This is a genomic window from Bradyrhizobium sp. BLXBL-01, from assembly GCF_051853025.1.
Lineage (GTDB): Bacteria > Pseudomonadota > Alphaproteobacteria > Rhizobiales > Xanthobacteraceae > Bradyrhizobium.
The window spans coordinates 7,666,074-7,681,621 of record NZ_CP182471.1 but is presented as its reverse complement, the minus strand read 5'-3'; the positions used below and the strand labels follow the sequence as shown (position 1 = coordinate 7,681,621).

Annotated in this window: 15 protein-coding genes; 4 read left to right on the top strand and 11 right to left on the bottom strand. The window is 65.1% G+C overall.

The genetic code is table 11. The features are described from left to right. Window positions 1-96: 96 nt before the first annotated feature. Window positions 97-798, bottom strand: coding sequence for an SDR family NAD(P)-dependent oxidoreductase (locus ACNJYA_RS35560; RefSeq protein WP_439401629.1), 702 nt, complete (start codon window positions 796-798; stop codon window positions 97-99). 221 nt (window positions 799-1,019) lie between these two features. Here ACNJYA_RS35560 and ACNJYA_RS35555 point away from each other — a divergent pair, with 221 nt between their 5' ends. Continuing rightward, the gene (locus ACNJYA_RS35555) at window positions 1,020-2,804 is read left to right on the top strand and encodes an acyl-CoA dehydrogenase family protein (protein WP_439401628.1); all 1,785 of its coding nucleotides are present in this window, start codon (window positions 1,020-1,022) and stop codon (window positions 2,802-2,804) included. A gap of 201 nt (window positions 2,805-3,005) precedes the next feature. Further along, window positions 3,006-4,094, top strand: coding sequence for a Zn-dependent alcohol dehydrogenase (locus tag ACNJYA_RS35550; protein ID WP_439401627.1), 1,089 nt, complete (start codon window positions 3,006-3,008; stop codon window positions 4,092-4,094). Between the two features lie 72 nt (window positions 4,095-4,166). On the opposite strand, the gene ACNJYA_RS35545 is transcribed toward ACNJYA_RS35550, so the two are convergent. From ACNJYA_RS35545 to ACNJYA_RS35510, 8 genes are all read right to left on the bottom strand, one after another. Further along, on the bottom strand, window positions 4,167-4,520 hold the full coding sequence (locus tag ACNJYA_RS35545) for a nuclear transport factor 2 family protein (protein WP_439401626.1): 354 nt from the start codon (window positions 4,518-4,520) through the stop codon (window positions 4,167-4,169). Between the two features lie 163 nt (window positions 4,521-4,683). Beyond that, a complete protein-coding gene (locus tag ACNJYA_RS35540) occupies window positions 4,684-6,156 on the bottom strand; it encodes an amidase (protein WP_439401625.1) in 1,473 nt (490 codons plus the stop codon). A 242-nt stretch (window positions 6,157-6,398) separates the two neighbouring features. Beyond that, complete coding sequence (gene mbfA, locus ACNJYA_RS35535) at window positions 6,399-7,370, bottom strand: iron exporter MbfA (RefSeq protein WP_439364736.1); 972 nt, start codon at window positions 7,368-7,370, stop codon at window positions 6,399-6,401. A gap of 65 nt (window positions 7,371-7,435) precedes the next feature. Continuing rightward, window positions 7,436-8,584 carry an alpha/beta fold hydrolase gene (locus ACNJYA_RS35530; protein WP_439364735.1) on the bottom strand — a complete coding sequence of 383 codons (1,149 nt, stop codon included), beginning with the start codon at window positions 8,582-8,584 and terminating at the stop codon, window positions 7,436-7,438. 212 nt (window positions 8,585-8,796) lie between these two features. Beyond that, a complete protein-coding gene (locus ACNJYA_RS35525; protein ID WP_439364734.1) occupies window positions 8,797-9,666 on the bottom strand; it encodes an MBL fold metallo-hydrolase in 870 nt (289 codons plus the stop codon). A gap of 16 nt (window positions 9,667-9,682) precedes the next feature. Beyond that, the gene (locus tag ACNJYA_RS35520) at window positions 9,683-10,294 is read right to left on the bottom strand and encodes a glutathione S-transferase family protein (protein WP_212260054.1); all 612 of its coding nucleotides are present in this window, start codon (window positions 10,292-10,294) and stop codon (window positions 9,683-9,685) included. Between the two features lie 165 nt (window positions 10,295-10,459). After that, window positions 10,460-11,302: a fumarylacetoacetate hydrolase family protein gene (locus ACNJYA_RS35515; protein ID WP_260381086.1), complete on the bottom strand. Its 843-nt coding sequence runs from the start codon at window positions 11,300-11,302 to the stop codon at window positions 10,460-10,462. A gap of 207 nt (window positions 11,303-11,509) precedes the next feature. Next, window positions 11,510-12,361, bottom strand: coding sequence for an MBL fold metallo-hydrolase (locus ACNJYA_RS35510; protein ID WP_439364733.1), 852 nt, complete (start codon window positions 12,359-12,361; stop codon window positions 11,510-11,512). Between the two features lie 127 nt (window positions 12,362-12,488). On the opposite strand from ACNJYA_RS35510, the gene ACNJYA_RS35505 reads away from it, so the two are divergent. Next, window positions 12,489-12,965, top strand: coding sequence for a DUF3775 domain-containing protein (locus ACNJYA_RS35505; protein ID WP_439364732.1), 477 nt, complete (start codon window positions 12,489-12,491; stop codon window positions 12,963-12,965). 184 nt (window positions 12,966-13,149) lie between these two features. Here the strand turns inward: ACNJYA_RS35505 and ACNJYA_RS35500 are convergent, their stop codons facing one another. Together ACNJYA_RS35500 and ACNJYA_RS35495 are read right to left on the bottom strand one after the other, a co-directional pair. Continuing rightward, the gene (locus ACNJYA_RS35500; protein WP_122405833.1) at window positions 13,150-13,932 is read right to left on the bottom strand and encodes an SDR family oxidoreductase; all 783 of its coding nucleotides are present in this window, start codon (window positions 13,930-13,932) and stop codon (window positions 13,150-13,152) included. 126 nt (window positions 13,933-14,058) lie between these two features. Beyond that, window positions 14,059-14,571 carry a CvpA family protein gene (locus ACNJYA_RS35495; RefSeq protein ID WP_439364731.1) on the bottom strand — a complete coding sequence of 171 codons (513 nt, stop codon included), beginning with the start codon at window positions 14,569-14,571 and terminating at the stop codon, window positions 14,059-14,061. Between the two features lie 121 nt (window positions 14,572-14,692). Here ACNJYA_RS35495 and ACNJYA_RS35490 point away from each other — a divergent pair, with 121 nt between their 5' ends. Beyond that, entirely contained in the window at window positions 14,693-15,454 is a 762-nt protein-coding gene (locus tag ACNJYA_RS35490; RefSeq protein WP_439364730.1) for an SDR family oxidoreductase, read from the top strand. Window positions 15,455-15,548 lie beyond the last annotated feature (94 nt).

Below are 15,548 nucleotides of genomic sequence, written 5' to 3'. Positions count from 1 at the left end.
AGCGAAGCGAAGCAATCCAGAATCCTTCTGTGGAGACAGTCTGGATTGCTTCGTCGCTTCGCTCCTCGCAATGACGGGTGTTGTTGCTAGCTTGCTTCAAAACCTCTCCACCCAGGGCCGCAGCTCCAGCTCCCAGCTCCAGGCGCTGCGCGGCTGCTGCAGCACGTTCCAATAGCTCTGTGCGATCGCGTCGGGATCGAGCATCGAATCCGGCTTGTCCGCCGGCTCGCTCCGCGTCGCGCTCCTGATGCCGCCATCGATGACGAAATGCGCGACATGGATGCCCTGCGGCGACAATTCGCGCGCCATGCTCTGCGCAAGGCCCCGCAGCGCGAACTTGCCCATCGCGAAGGGAGCGGACTGCGCATAGCCCTTGACGCTGGCGGAGGCGCCGGTGAACAGGATCGCGCCGTGCTGGTTCGGCAGCATGCGCCTGGCCGCCTGCTGCGCCACCAGGAAGCCGCCATAGGCGCTGACCGCGATCGCCTGCGCGACGTCGGCGGGAACGAGGTCGACGAACGGTCCGCGCGTGCGGCCGGAGGCATTGTAGACGACGAGGTCGGGCGTGCCGATCTCGCGCTCGACCAGGCCGAACAGCCGCTCCACCTCGTCGGGCTCGGTGGCGTTGCAGGCATAGGCCTTCGCTCCGGTCTCGGTGCAGAGCGCGCCAAGCTTCTCGATCTTGCGTGCGGCGAGCGCGAGGCGGATGCCCTGCGCCGCAAGCAGGCGCGCCAGCGATGCGCTGAGGCCTTCGCCGGCACCGACGATGAGGGCGATCTTGTATTTCGGATGTTCCATTTGGTGATCTCTCGCAGACAGGAGCCGTTGATCTAGGCACGGTCCGTGCGGACAACCAGCCGGCGCGGCCACAATTCCGCAGGGCGAATTGCTCCCGCGCGGCGATCATGCCGCCCTGATATTTTGCGGCTTTATCGCTGTCCGCGACGGGAGCATGATCGACATCATCCAAAGCGGCAAGCGCAAAGAATTGCCGTGGGACGGAAACGAAGAGGACGATCATGCCCGGACCGGTCACAGCGCAGCCAAAAGATGTCGCGGCCGCACCATCCGGCCTGCTGGCGCCCGATACATCAGGCATGAATTTCTACCGCGCCGATCCTACGCTCACGGACCTGCTCCGCATTCATCTGCCGGAGAATCTGTTCCGCCACATCGAGCCGCATCTCGATCGCCTCGGCGAGCTCGCCGGCGGCCATCTCGACGAATGCGCGCGGCTTGCCGACCGCCACACGCCCATCCTGCACCAGCGCGACAAGTTCGGCCGCGACGTGCAATGGATCGAATATCACCCGGCCTATCGCGAGCTGGAGAACGCCGCGTTCGGCCAGTTCGGCATCCACGCGCTCTCGATCGCCAAGGGCATCATGGGCTGGCCGGACAAATACCCTGTTGTCGCCAAGCATGCCTTCACCTTCCTGTTCAATCAGACCGAATTCGGCATGGGCTGCCCGATCAACGTCACCGACGGCTGCGCCAAGCTCCTGGCGAATTTCGGCAGCGAGGCGCTCAAGGCGAAATATCTCGACGGCCTGACCTCGACCGACATGAGCAAGCTGACGCAGGGCGGCCAGTTCATGACCGAGAAGGAAGGCGGCTCCGACGTCGGCACGCTGACCACGCGTGCGGTGCAGGAGGGCGACCATTGGCGTCTCTATGGCGAGAAATGGTTCTGCTCGAATGCCGATGCGAAAGTCGTGATGCTGCTGGCGCGCCCCGAAGGCGCCGGTCCCGGCACGCGCGGCGTCGGCCTGTTCCTGATGCCGCGCTTCCTCGACGACCGTTCGCAAAACCACTACCGGATCGTGCGCCTCAAGGACAAGCTCGGCACGCGCTCGATGGCCTCGGGCGAGATCAAGCTCGAAGGCGCGATCGCCTATGCGGTCGGCAAGCTCGACCGCGGTTTCGCGCAGATGGCCGAGATGGTGAACTCGTCGCGGCTCTCCAACGGCGTCAAATCCACCGCGCTGATGCGCCGCGCCTATCACGACGCGATGACGGTGGCGAAGAATCGCGTGGTGTTCGGCAGCCGCATCATCGACCTGCCGCTCGGCCGGCGACAGATGCTGAAGATCATGCTCCCGGTCGAGCAGGCGTTGTCGATGAGCTTTCTCACCGCCGACGCGCTCGACCGCGCGGAAGCCGGCAGCCAGGATGCGGCGGCGCTGCTGCGCATCCTGACCCCGACGCTGAAATTCCGCGCCACGCGGGATGCGCGAAAAGTCTGCGGCGATGCGCTCGAGATGCGCGGCGGCATCGGCTACATCGAGGAATTCGCCACCGCCCGCCTGCTGCGCGATGCGCATCTCGGCTCGGTCTGGGAAGGCACCGGCAACATCGTCGCGATCGATGCGCTGCGGCGGGCGGTCGGTCGTCACGGCGCGGAATCCGCGCTCGCGGCCGATCTGCACGCCCGGCTCGACGACAGCGCCTCGGTGCCGCAGGCCTGGCGCGATCATCTGCGTGGCCTCACCGACCGCGCCGTCGGCTTCGCGCGCGAAGTCGCGGCCAAGTCTGAAAACGAGGCGGATGCGCGCCGCGCCACCAGCGTGCTCTATCACGTCGCCAGCGCAGTCGCCCTCGCCTGGGAAGCACACCGAATCCACGACATGCGCGGCGATGCGCGCCGGCTGCTGCTGTCGCGCCTCGTGATCGACCATCGCGTGACGCCGAGCGATCCGTTCCGGCTGACGGAAAATGCCGCGCAGGCGAAGATCGCCGAACTTCTGCTCGGCGATCGCGCAGCCAGCATGAGCGAGGTTGGCGAACTGGTCCTGGCGGCGTAGGCTAACTGTGGCAGCGAGCGCAGTTCACCTCTCCCGTAGGGAGAGGTCGGATCGCGTAAGCGATCCGGGTGAGGGATTACGCGCTCACGTGAGACCCGAACCCCTCACCCGGAATCGCATCTTCGATGCGCTTCCGACCTCTCCCTTCGGGAGAGGTGCAGAGTCGACGACGAGTGAAACAAAAACAACGAGGAAACACCGATGAAGGCCGCCGTCCTCTACGAAGTCAACCAGCCGCTCGTCATCGAGGACATCAGCCTGCCGAAGCCTGGCCCGCGCGAGGTGCTGATCCGCACCGCGGTCGCTGGCCTCTGCCATTCCGATCTACACTTCATGGAAGGGCTCTATCCGCATCCGCTGCCTGCGGTACTGGGGCACGAATCTGCCGGCGTGGTCGAGCAGGTCGGCTCCGACGTCACCTACGTCAAGCCGGGCGACCACGTCGTCACGTGTCTCTCCGTCTTCTGTGGCACCTGCGACAATTGCACCACCGGCCGCACCGTGCTCTGCACCGACGCGACGGTGAAGATGCTGCCGGGCGTCTCCAACCGCATGCAATGGTCGAAGCCGGAGAAGCTGCACCAATTTCTCAATCTCTCCTCCTTCGCCGAGCAGATGCTGGTGCACGAGAACGCCATCGTGAAGATCCGCAAGGACATGCCGCTCGATCTCGCCGCGCTGATCGGCTGCGGCGTGATCACCGGCTATGGTGCGGTGGTGAACACCGCGAAGGTGACGGCCGGCGAGACCGTCGCCGTGATCGGCTGCGGCGGCGTCGGCATGGCCGCGATCAACGGCGCGCAGATCGCCGGCGCCGGCCGTATCATCGCCATCGACACCAATCCGGCAAAACTCCAGCTCGCGACCAAGCTGGGCGCGACCGACATCATCAACCCGGCCGACGGCGATGTCGTGAAGCAGGTCCGCGACCTCACCAATGGCGGCGTGCATCATTCCTTCGAGGTGCTCGGCCGCAAGGAGACTGCCGAGCAGGCGTTCGGCATGCTCGCTTCCGGCGGCACCGCCACGATCGTCGGCATGATCCCGTTCGGCCAGAAGATCGAGCTGCACGGCTTCGACTTCCTGCGCGAGCGCAAGATCCAGGGCTCCTCGATGGGCTCGAACCATTTCCGCGTGGACATGCCGCGCCTGGTCGATTTCTACCTGCGCGGCCGGCTGCATCTGGAGGACTGGATCTCCGCCAAGCTGAAGCTGAGTGAGATCAACGAAGGCTTTGCCAACATGAAAGCCGGCAAGACGCTGCGCAGCGTGATCGTGTTCGATAATTAGCGGCCGTGACGGTGTCATCGCCCGGCTTGACCGGGGCATGACAGCGGAGAGTGTGTGGTCAGTGTGCCTTCTTCACCGCGACACGTGCGCCGACACTGCCAGCCACGTTCCGTTCGTCTTTGCCCAGCAATCGGTGTACCGCCCGCTCGCCTGCTGACCGTCCGTCGTCGTGTAGCTCGTCGCGGCGTGGATGATCGCGAAGTCACCCATGATGCGGATCTTGACGTCGTGTGCATGCAAATTGCGGATCGCGATCGGCCGCGCCGTCTGCTCCAGGAAGGCGGCGCGGTCGACCAGCGTCTTGTCGGGATTGGAGCAATAGAACTCCGGCGCCAGGATCTCGTCGAAGCGCCTGACGTCGCAGTTCTGCACGGCGGCGACGTAGTCGCGATTGAGTGCGGTGAGCTGCTCGAGATCCTGACTCATGGTGCTTCCTCCCCCTCATTCCAGGGCGCGCGGAGCGCGAACCTGGAATCTCGATTGTTATCTTACTCCGTCATTGCGAGCGAAGCGAAGCAATCCAGAAATGTCTCCGCGGACGCAGTCTGGATTGCTTCGTCGCAAGAGCTCCTCGCAATGACGGGAAGGACTAATCACCAAATAGTGGCGGCGGCACGAAGCCGCCGAACTCCCGCTCGATCAGCTCGGCGAGCTTGAGCGGCGTCCTGTCCTCGAGGAAGGGACCGACGATCTGCACGCCGACGGGCAGGCCGCCTTTCGACAGGCCGAGCGGAACCGCCGTCGCAGGCAAGCCCGGAAGCGTTGCGATGCCCGGCCAGGCGAGTTGGTCGGAATAGGGGTAATCCTTGCCGTCGATGCTGATCGTTCGCAGGCGCTGCTCCGGCGAATGATCGTGCGGAAAGGCCGGCGTCGGCATGATCGGGCAGATCACCGCGTCGAAGCTCTTGAACAATGCCCGCCATTGCGCGCGGAGGACAGCGCGGCTACCCGCATCGAGCACCCAGGCGCGGTGGCTCGCGGTGATGCCGCGCAGTCGCTCGGCGCCGAGGCTCATGTCCTCCGGCGAGAGCTGGCTTGCCCCTGCCTGCGCATCCGCCAGTTCGTCGGGAGGTAAGAACGCGCCGAGGAAGCCCAGCAGCATGCGCATGTAGAGCCGCGACGTCTCCGCGAAGTCCGGAAGCCGCGCGCTCTCGCGTGCGACGGTGACGCCGGCCTTCGCAAGATCGGTTGCAAGCTTGTCGATCGCGCCGCGGACATCCTGGTCGCTCGGCAGCAGCGGATGGCTGTCGATCACCAGGACACGAAAATCCCGCAGCGATTGATGCCGTGCGGCAGGCAAGTCGAGCTTGTAGGCGATCCCCCCGTCGAGCGGATCGGGTCCCGCCATGACGTCGAGCAGCAAGGACAGGTCCGCCGCCGTGCGCGCCATCGGTCCGATGACGGCGAGGTCGCCCTCGCGCGGAATCGCTGGAAACGGCGGCGGGGTCTCGCCGCGCGCCGCGCAGAGATTGATGGTCGGCTTGTGGGCGAAGACGCCGCAATGAAATGCCGGCGCACGCAGGGAGCCGCCGATGTCGGATCCGGTGGCGAGCGCGCAATAGCCTGCGGCGAGGGCTGCCGCCGATCCACCGGACGAACCGCCCGGCGTGCGGCCGAGATCGTAGGGGTTGTTGGTGGTGCCGTAGATGTCGTTGTAGCTCTGCCAGTCGCCGAGCCCGACCGGCACGTTGGTCTTGCCGAGGATCACGCCGCCGGCCTGCTTGATGCGGGCCACCGCCAGCGCGTCTTCCACGGGCTTGAAGTCCTTCTGCGGCACGAATCCCCAGGTCGTCGGCAGGCCGGCGATGTTGAAGGATTCCTTGATTGTCGTGGGCAGGCCGAGCAGCGGCTTGCGCTCGCCGCGCGCCAGCGCCGCATCCGCCTCCCGCGCCGCGACGAGCGCGCGATCGAAATCACGCACGCAGATCGCGTTGACCTTGCCGTCGTGCCGGTCGATACGCGCGATCGCATCCTGCGTGATCTCGACCGCCGAGACCTTCTTCGCATTCAATGCGGCCGACAATTCGACCGCGCTCTTGAAACTCCATTCCGATCCGGCCACGCGCTTCTCCCGCTCTGGTTGTTGAGGGATGATGCGCAGTTTGGCCCAACCTCGCAACGGCTGTTTGATCGAGATTGATATGCTGCTAGCCCTTAGCGGCACGGCCAACACCAAGTCGGTGTCATCGCCCGGCTTGACCGGGCGATCCAGTACTCCGCGGCGCCAGTTGTGTGAGTGAACTGCCGCCGCGGAATACTGGATGCCCCGGTCAAGCCGGGGCATGACAGCGAATGTGATGCGAACTACGCCGCCCCGATCACGATCCCCACCGCCAGCACGATGGCGCCGCCGAGCACGATCTGGAACACGGCCTGGAGGAACGGCGTGTCCATGTAGCGCGAGCGGATGAAGGCGATCGCCCACAATTCGAAGAACACGACGACGCAGGCGATCGCTGTTGCAATCCAGAACGCATTGGCCCAGCTGTCGGGTACCAGATAAGGCGCGGTGTGGCCGAGCCCGCCGAGCGTCGTCATCGCGCCGCAGGTGATGCCGCGCAGCCAGGGCGAGCCGCGCCCCGTCAGCGAGCCGTCGTCGGACAGCGCTTCCGCAAACCCCATGCTGATTCCGGCCCCGATCGAGGCGGCAAGGCCGACCAGGAATGTCTGCCAGTTCTGGTGCGTGGCGAACGCCGCCGCAAACAGCGGTGCCAGCGTCGAGACCGATCCGTCCATCAAGCCGGCGAGGCCCGGCTGCACATATTGCAGCACGAACATGCGCCGGCGCGTGCGGTCCTCCTCGGCGCGCACGTCGGGCTTCAGGATCTCGTCGGTCAGCCTCGCCGCGGTGTGCTCGTGGCTCTTCTCGGCCTCGGCGAGATCGCCGAGCAGCCGGCGTACGTTGACGTCCTCGGCCTGCTCGGCGGCCTTGGCATAGAAGCGCTCGGCCTCGAGCTCCATGGTCTCGACTTCCCGGCGGATCGTGTCGAGCGGCAGGTTCTTGGTCAGCCAGATCGGGCGGCGGCGCAGGAAACCCTTGACGTCCTCGCGGCGGATCGGCGGCAGGTGCTGGCCGAAGCGCTGCTCGTACATTTCCAGGAGCATGTGGCGATGGCCGCGCTCCTCCTCGGCCATCTGCTCGAACAGTTTTGCCGAGTCCGGATAGCGCTCCTTCAGATCCTCGGCGAAGGTCATGTAGATGCGGCTGTCCTCCTCCTCGGAGGAGATCGCGACCGCCAGCACCTCGCGCTCAGTCAGATCGGCAAAAGTCTTCACGGCGGCCCTGTCACTATAGTTTAGAATAGTTCTAAACTATAGAGCGCTGCCGGTTCCGGGTCAAATCAGGCCGCGTGGGCCTTTGCAAGGAAGTCGAGCAGCAGCCGGCTCACCGCGGCCGGCTGCTCCTGTTGCACCCAATGGCCGGCGCCGTCGACGAGATGGCAGCCGAGCATCTTGGTGCAGCCGCGGCCCTGCATCGCCTCGAATACGCCCGGCCGCTGATAAGTGCCCCAATCCTGCTTGCCCGAGATGAAGCAGGAGGGCACGTCGATGCTGCGGCCGGCAAACAATTGCATCTCGTTGTTGAGCATGCCCGACGTGCCGTAGCGGTACCATTGCAGCCCGCCCTGGAATCCTGTGCGGCTGTATTCGGCGCTGTAATAGGTGAGGTCGCTGTCCGGCAGCCATAGGTTCGCGGCGATTGCGGCGGGCGAGGGCATCTCCTTCGCGACCGTCTCCGCCATGGTCTCGTGCAAGTCCATCACGTAATAGGTCGGCAGCTTCGCCAGCTCCTGCGCCGACCATGCTTGCAGCGGAAAGGGCTTGTTGTCGGTCCAGTCCGCGCTCTTGTGATGATAATAGGCGCGCAGGAAATCATGCACGCCTTGCGGCGCGAGCTGCATGTCGGCGTTGGCCGGACGGGTCGCGTAGTACCATTGATAGTGCTTTCGCGGCCGCGGCAGCGCGGCGAGCTCGCGATGCACGGGGTCTTCCACCGCGGGCTTTGCCGGATTGTCGACTGTGCCGAACGGCAACGGCGGCGGTCCGCCGAACGGCGCGCTCATCAGCGTCACCGAGCGAAACACGTCGGGCCGGATCAAGGCGCACCAGGCCGCAACCGGGCTGCCGAAATCGTGCCCGGCGAGATCGACCTGCCTGTAACCGAACGCCGACACCAGGCCGAGCGCATCGCGCACGAGATTGAAGAGCGAGAACGGCGCGAGATCGTCGCCATGCTCCGCGCTCCATCCCGTCGTGCGCCCATAGCCGCGCTGGTCCGGTGCGATCACGTGGTAGCCGGCCGCGGCGAGCGCCGGCATCACCTTGCGCCAGGAGAAGGCGAGCTCGGGAAAGCCGTGCAGCAGCAGGATGCAGGGCCGGCCCTTGGTCTCGAAGCCGGCCTCCAGCACATGCATCCGCAAGCCGTTGATGCCGTCGACGTAGCGCGAGCGGATCCCGGCGGGGAGGGGGATGTCGGGGAGTGCGGTCATCGTTACCTCCACTTGAGCGTCTCTTACCCTCCCCTGGAGGGGGAGGGTCGATCGCGCGAAGCGCGAGCGGGGTGGGGTGATCTCTCCACTCGGGCAGTATTCAACGAGGATAGACCGTCACCCCACCTCGGTTCGCATTCCGCTTCGCTGCATGCGAACCGATCCTCCCCCTCCAGGGGAGGATGGGAGTTCGCCGTGCGAGCTCGGCTAAATCACACCGCCGCGCACACGAACGCGTTGCCCTTGCGCCGGATCTTCCCCACCGACGGCGAGGGAAAATGCGCCGTGCAGCACAGCGTGTCGGTGTCGCAATAGCGCTCCAGGAAGCTGCGGCGCGTTTTCGCGGCTGCAGCCGGATCGACGTCGAATTTGATCGACAGCTCCGGATAGAGCGTCTGCAGCGGCGAGTGCATGAGGTCGCCGGAGAACACCGCATCGTCCTTGCCGCGGCCCATCGTGATGGCGATATGGCCGGGCGTGTGGCCGGGTGTCGGCAGGATGCGGACGTGGTCGCCGATCTCGTGGTCGTTGCCGACGAGCTCGTGCCTGTTAGCCTCGACCACCGGCAACACGCTGTCAGCGAAAGGCGGGATCTCCGTCTTCGCATTCTGCTCGGACCAGTGATCGAATTCCTGCTTGGCGAAGATGTAACGCGCCTTGGGGAAGGTCGGTACCCAGCGGCCGTTCTGAAGCCGCGTGTTCCAGCCGACGTGGTCGACATGCAGATGTGTGCACATCACGAAGTCGATGTCGTCGACCCCGAACCCGGCGGCGCTGAGGCCGCGCAGATACGTGTCGTCAGTCTTCATGTTCCATTTCGGCCGATTGGGGCGCAGCTTGTCGTTGCCGATGCAGCTGTCGACCAGGATGGTGTGGTGCGGTGTCTTCACCACGTAGGACTGGAAGCACAGCAGCAGCACGTCCTGCTCGTCCAGCGCCTTCGCCTCGCGCATCCAGGCCCGGTTCTCGGCCAGCACGTCCGCCGTCAGTCCCGGCAGCATTTCCAGCGCCGGGACGAACGAGGTCTCCTGCTCGATGACGCGATGGATGGTGAGATCGCCGACCGAGAATTTGAGGCTCATGAGAACTCCCGAAATTTTATGCGGGCGGCGGCACCGAGATTTTCACCGAGGGCCGCTCCAGCATCTTCTGGTGGAAGGCGTCGAGCTTCGGATAGGCCTTGCGCCAGCCGCAATCGGCGAAGCGGAAGTCGGCATAGCCGAGCACGCAAACGAGGCCGATCTGCGAGATGTCGAACGGGCCGTTCAGCACGTCAGGCATGTTCTCGAAGCGCGCCATGCCGGTCCAGGCCCTGTTCCAGTGATCGTCCGACCAGGCCTGCCATTGCAGGCCCTGCGGCCGCACCATCTTCTCGTAGCGGCACAGCAGCATGGAATCGAGCATGCCGTTGATCAGCGAGTGATTGGTCTTGGCCTTCCAGCGCCGCGGGCCGTAATCCGGGATCAGGCTGCCGCCGGCCATCTCGTTGAGATATTCGACGATGACGTAGGAATCCAGGATCACGTCGCCGTCGTTGGTGATCAGCACCGGCAGCTTCTTCAGCGGCGTGATCTTCGAATAGTCCTCGTTGGCCGTGCCCGGCGCGACGCTCGCGGGCACGAGCTCGATCTTGTCGATCAGCCCGAGCTCGATCGCAGCGATGCGCACCTTGCGGGCAAAGGGCGAGGCGGGGGAGAAGGTGAGCTTCATGGGAATGTCCTGCGCGGTGACCGGCAATTGGTTTTCGTTATTGCGAGGAGCCCGCGACAAATTGCAAAGCAATTTTGCGCTGGCGACGAAGCAATCCAGAGTGTCGCCGCGGTGGGATTCTGGATTGCTTCGCTTCGCTCGCAATGACGGGGAGAGGGCGGAGGCTTACGCCGCGATGATCTCCTGGCGCTGCTCGCCGAGACCTTCGATGCCGAGCGTCACGACGTCGCCGACATTGAGGAAGGTCGGCGGCTTCATGCCGAGGCCGACGCCGGGAGGGGTGCCGGTGGTGATGACGTCGCCGGGGAGGAGCGTCATGAACTGCGAGACATAGGAGATGCACTTGGCCATCGAGAAGATCATGGTCTTGGTCGAGCCGGTCTGGCGGCGCTGGCCGTTGACGTCGAGCCACATCGACAGGTTCTGCACGTCCTTGATCTCGTCCTTGGTCGCGAGCCACGGCCCGAGCGGGCCGAACGTGTCGTGCGACTTGCCCTTGGTCCACTGGCCCAGGCGCTCGATCTGGAAGGCGCGCTCGGAGACGTCGTTGCAGACGCAATAGCCGGCGACGTGGTTCAGCGCGTCGGCTTCCGAGACGTATTTGGCGCGGGTGCCGATGATGGCGGCGATCTCGACCTCCCAGTCGAGCTTGGTCGAGCCGCGCGGCTTCTCGACCGGATCGTTCGGGCCCGACAGCGAGGTGTTGGCCTTCATGAAGATGATCGGCTCGCTCGGGATCTCCGCGCCGGTCTCCTTGGCATGATCGGAATAGTTGAGGCCGATCGCGATGAATTTCGAGATGCCGGTGACGGGCGCGCCGAACCGCGGCTTGCCGGAGACGGCGGGCAGCGAGGCGGGATCGAGCGCCGCCAGCTTCTTCAAAGATTCCGGCGAATAGGCCTCACCCGTGAAGTCCTTCACATGCGCCGACAGGTCGCGCAACTGGCCGGATCTGTCGATCAGGCCGGGCTTTTCCGCCCCCTTCTCGCCATAACGAACAAGCTTCATTCTCGTTTCTCCCTGGAGATTGGACCGATCGGTTGAATAGCTTCTTGGAACAGGGCGGCAGGAAATTCAACCGCTCAAAAGCGGCGCATTGCAGCCCCCCGATTCCGGCGCTCGTAGGGTGGGCAAAGGCGCAAGGCGCCGTGCCCACCATCTCTTCCAGTTAGCCCGGACCGGTGGGCACGCTTCGCTTTGCCCACCCTGCGAAGCCTATGATTGCAGCGCCACAAACCTGAACGCGTCCCCATCCCGCTTGATATGCCCGGCCGAATAGTGCCCGCCGATCACCAGCGTCGGCGTGTCGGCGAAGCGCGAGAACACCGCGCGCCGGCTTGCCGCCGATTGCGCGGGGTTGGTATCCACCGTCGAGCACCACTCCAGATGCGCCATCTGGCACGGATGATGGGCGACGTCGCCGGTCAGCAGCGCCTGCTCGCCGTCGGATTCGATCAGGACGCTCATATGCCCCGGGCTGTGACCGGGGGTCGGAATCAGCTTGATCTCCTCGCAGAGCCGGTGGTCGCTCGGGATCAGCTCGGCCTGGCCGGCATCGACCACCGGCTTCACGGAATCGTTGAACACCGCGACCTTGTCCGGCTCGGCCGTGTATTCACGCCAATGCTCATATTCGGTCTTGCCGAAGACATAGCGCGCCTTCGGGAAGGTCGGCACCCATCGGCCATCGACCAGTCGTGTATTCCAGCCGACATGGTCGACGTGAAGATGCGTGCACAGCACGGTGTCGATGCTGTCGGGCGGAAAGCCGGCCGCAATCATCGTCTCCAGGAACGGCGAGCTGCGGTTGTTCCAGGTGGGCACGCTGCGGCCCTGCTTGTCGTTGCCGAGGCCGGTATCGACCACGATGCGGCGCGAGGGTGTCTGCACCACGAGCGAATGGATCGACATCTTCAGTCGGCCTTCTTCTGTGGCGTAATGCGGGATCAGCCAGGGCAGCTTCTGGATCTCGTCATTGGTGGCTGCCGGCAGGATGAAGCGGGTCGAGCCGACCGTCTCCATTTCGACGAATTTCGTGATCCTGACCTTGCCGACCTTCCACTGCATCCGGCGCCTCCCCGTATTCTTGCTCTTGCGCTGGAACATGCACATTTTCTGCCATCGAGCGCAATGGATCATCTGACGCGGTGCGGCGTTATCGCCGGAACCCGAGACAGACGCCGAAGGGGAAGCCATGCCAGAGCTTGCGATTTCCGCGGAGAAGGTCGCCTTCATCATCGAGAAGGCGCGCGAATTCGACGTCAAGGAGGGGGCTTCTGATCCCGACTCCGGCTCGAACGCGGCCGATGACGATATGATGGACGTCCTCGACGATGACGGCTCCGACCCTGTCGTCCAGGAGCTCGGAAGCTTCATGATCGCCTTGAACGAGGACGAGCAACTCGATCTCGTCGCGCTGACCTGGCTCGGCCGCGGCGACGGCTCGATCGATGAATGGGACGATCTGCGCGCCCGCGCGGTGGAGGCGCGGCGCGAGTATAGCAGCCCGCGCCGCGAAACCGTGCACTATCTGCTCGGCGAGCCGATGCTGGGCGACCTGCTTGCGAACGGCCTCGACGAATTCGGCGTCGATTGGACCGATGAGCGCACCACCGCCGATTCCTCCGCTCCGAGCCAGCAGGATGAGGACGAGCCGACCAAGCAGCGGTGATGATCTTACCTCGCCCCGCTTGCGGGGAGAGGTCGGCGCGAAGCGCCGCGTGAGGGGGACTCTCCGCGAGTCCGACTGTCACCGTGTTTGCGGAGAGAGCCCCTCACCCCAACCCTCTCAGCGCGAGCGAAGCTCGTCGCGGCCCCGTAAGAATGGGGCGAGGGAGTACACCTGCGATGATGCGTTACAGCGTCCCCGGGAAAGCACCACCATCCAGCAGGATGTTCTGTCCGGTGATGAAGCCGGCCTTGGCGCCGCACAGGAAGGCGCAGGCATAGCCGAACTCGTCGGGCTGGCCGAAGCGGCCGGCGGGGTTGAGCTTGGCGCGCTCGGCCAGGATCTGCTCAGGGCTGACGCCGCGCTTGTCGGCCTCGGCCTTCGCGGTGCCGGTGAGGCGATCGGTCTCGAACGGGCCCGGCAACAAGCCATTGATGGTGACGTTATTGATGACTGTCTTGCGCGACAGGCCGGCGATGAAGCCGGTGAGGCCGGCGCGTGCGCCGTTGGAGAGGCCGAGGATGTCGATCGGCGCCTTCACCGCCGCCGAGGTGATGTTGACGATGCGGCCGAACTTGCGCGCCATCATGCCGTCCACGGTCGCCTTGATCAGCTCGATCGGGGTGAGCATGTTGGCGTCGATCGCCTTGATCCAGTCGTCGCGGGTCCAGTTGCGGAAATCGCCGGGCGGCGGGCCGCCGGCATTGTTGATCAGGATGTCGGGCTCGGGGCAGGCCTTCAGCACCGCCTCGCGGCCCGCCGGCGTCGTGATGTCGCCGACGATCTCGGTGACCGTCACGTCGGGATAGGCCTTGCGGATCTCATCGGCCGTCTTCTTCAGCGCTTCGGCGCCGCGCGCGGTCAGCGTGACGTGAACGCCGGCCTCCGCCAGCGAGATGGCGCAGGCGCGCCCGAGGCCCTTGCTGGATGCGCAGACGATGGCGCGGCGACCTTTGATCCCAAGATCCACTGTTTCACTCCCGTAACTATCAGGCAGGTTTTGGACGGGCCGCACTCTAGCCAAGTGCGACGCCGCTGATAAGGGAGGGGCTCGCACCAAAATGCATGGCGCGCGATCGGGTGATGCAAAAGCGGACTAGATCCGCCGCTCCTGCTTGAGGCGATCGATTGCGGCGGCGGCTTCTGGCGGCAGCGACTTGAAGCCCATCTGGCCCACGGTCGAGAACAGCGGCCGCAGATGCGAGCCGGCGAGGAAGGGCGGCTGGCGGTTCGTCGGCACGATCTGGTCGAACACCAGCACCAAGGTGGTGGCGACGAGGCCGACCCTGGCGGCGCCGAGCGCGGCGCCGCCGAGCCGGTCGCCGATGCCGGCCTCGCCGATCGTGTCGTTCAGCGCAATGCGGCCGATCTGGCCGAACAGCATGCCGACGACCACGAAGATGGCGAAGAACCAGATCCAGTTTTGCAGCAGCGGCGAGTTCGGATTGCCGGCGATCTGCGGTGCGATCAGCGGCATCAGCGCCACCGCGATCGGCGCCGCGAGCAGATAGGCGAGGATGGTCATGGCGCTGCGCAGCAGCCCGGTCCGAAAGCCCAAGCCGACCGCGACGGCGAGCGCGGCGTAGACGGCGAGATCGAAACTGTTCATGCGCGAAAGCCCTGCCTCGACGGAACGAATGAACGCCGAGCCGATCATTCCGGTTTCAGATCGCTAAAATCGTCTGTATTGGTGGCTCCAAAGCTCAAGGGAACCGCGCAAGGAACGCGTCATGTCAGACCTATTCGACGTCAGTAAAGAAACCATCCTCGTCACCGGTGCGAGCCAGGGGCTGGGCCGGCAATTTGCCCGGATGCTGGCGGCGCATGGCGCGGCCGTCGCGCTCGCCGCACGGCAGACCGACAAATTGAAGAGCCTGGAAGAGGAAATCCGCGGCAAGGGCGGCCGCGCCGCGGCGGTCGCGCTCGACGTCACCGACACCGCCTCGATCGCCAAGGCGGTCGATGCCGCCGAAGCCGCGCTCGGTCCCGTCACCGTGCTGATCAACAATGCCGGCATCGCCATCGAGAAGCTCGCGACCGAGCAGACCGAGGCGGATTGGGATGCGGTGATCGGCGCCAATCTCAAGGGCGCCTATTTTCTCGCGACCGAAGTGGCGCGCCGCATGATCGCGCGCAAGCAGCCGGGCAACATCGTCAACATCGCTTCCGTGCTCGGCACCGGCGTCTTGAAGGCGCTCTCGCCTTACGCGATCTCGAAGGCCGGCATCATCCAGGCGACAAGAGCGATGGCGCTGGAGCTCGCGGGCCAGAACATCCGCATCAACGCGCTCGCGCCCGGCTACATCGATACCGAGATGAACCACGCCTTCTGGTCGACGCCATCAGGCGAGCGCCTCGCCAAACGCATCCCGCAACGCCGCGTCGGCGCCGAGTCCGATCTCGACGGCGCGATTCTGCTGCTGGCGTCGAATGCGTCGCGCTACATGACGGGGAGCGTGGTGACGGTGGACGGCGGGTTTTTGCTGAGTTGAACGTGTATTCGCCGCCCTATCCACATCGTCATTGCGAGCGCAGCGAAGCAATCCAGAGTCTTTCCGCGGAGGGATTCTGGATTGCTTCGCTGCG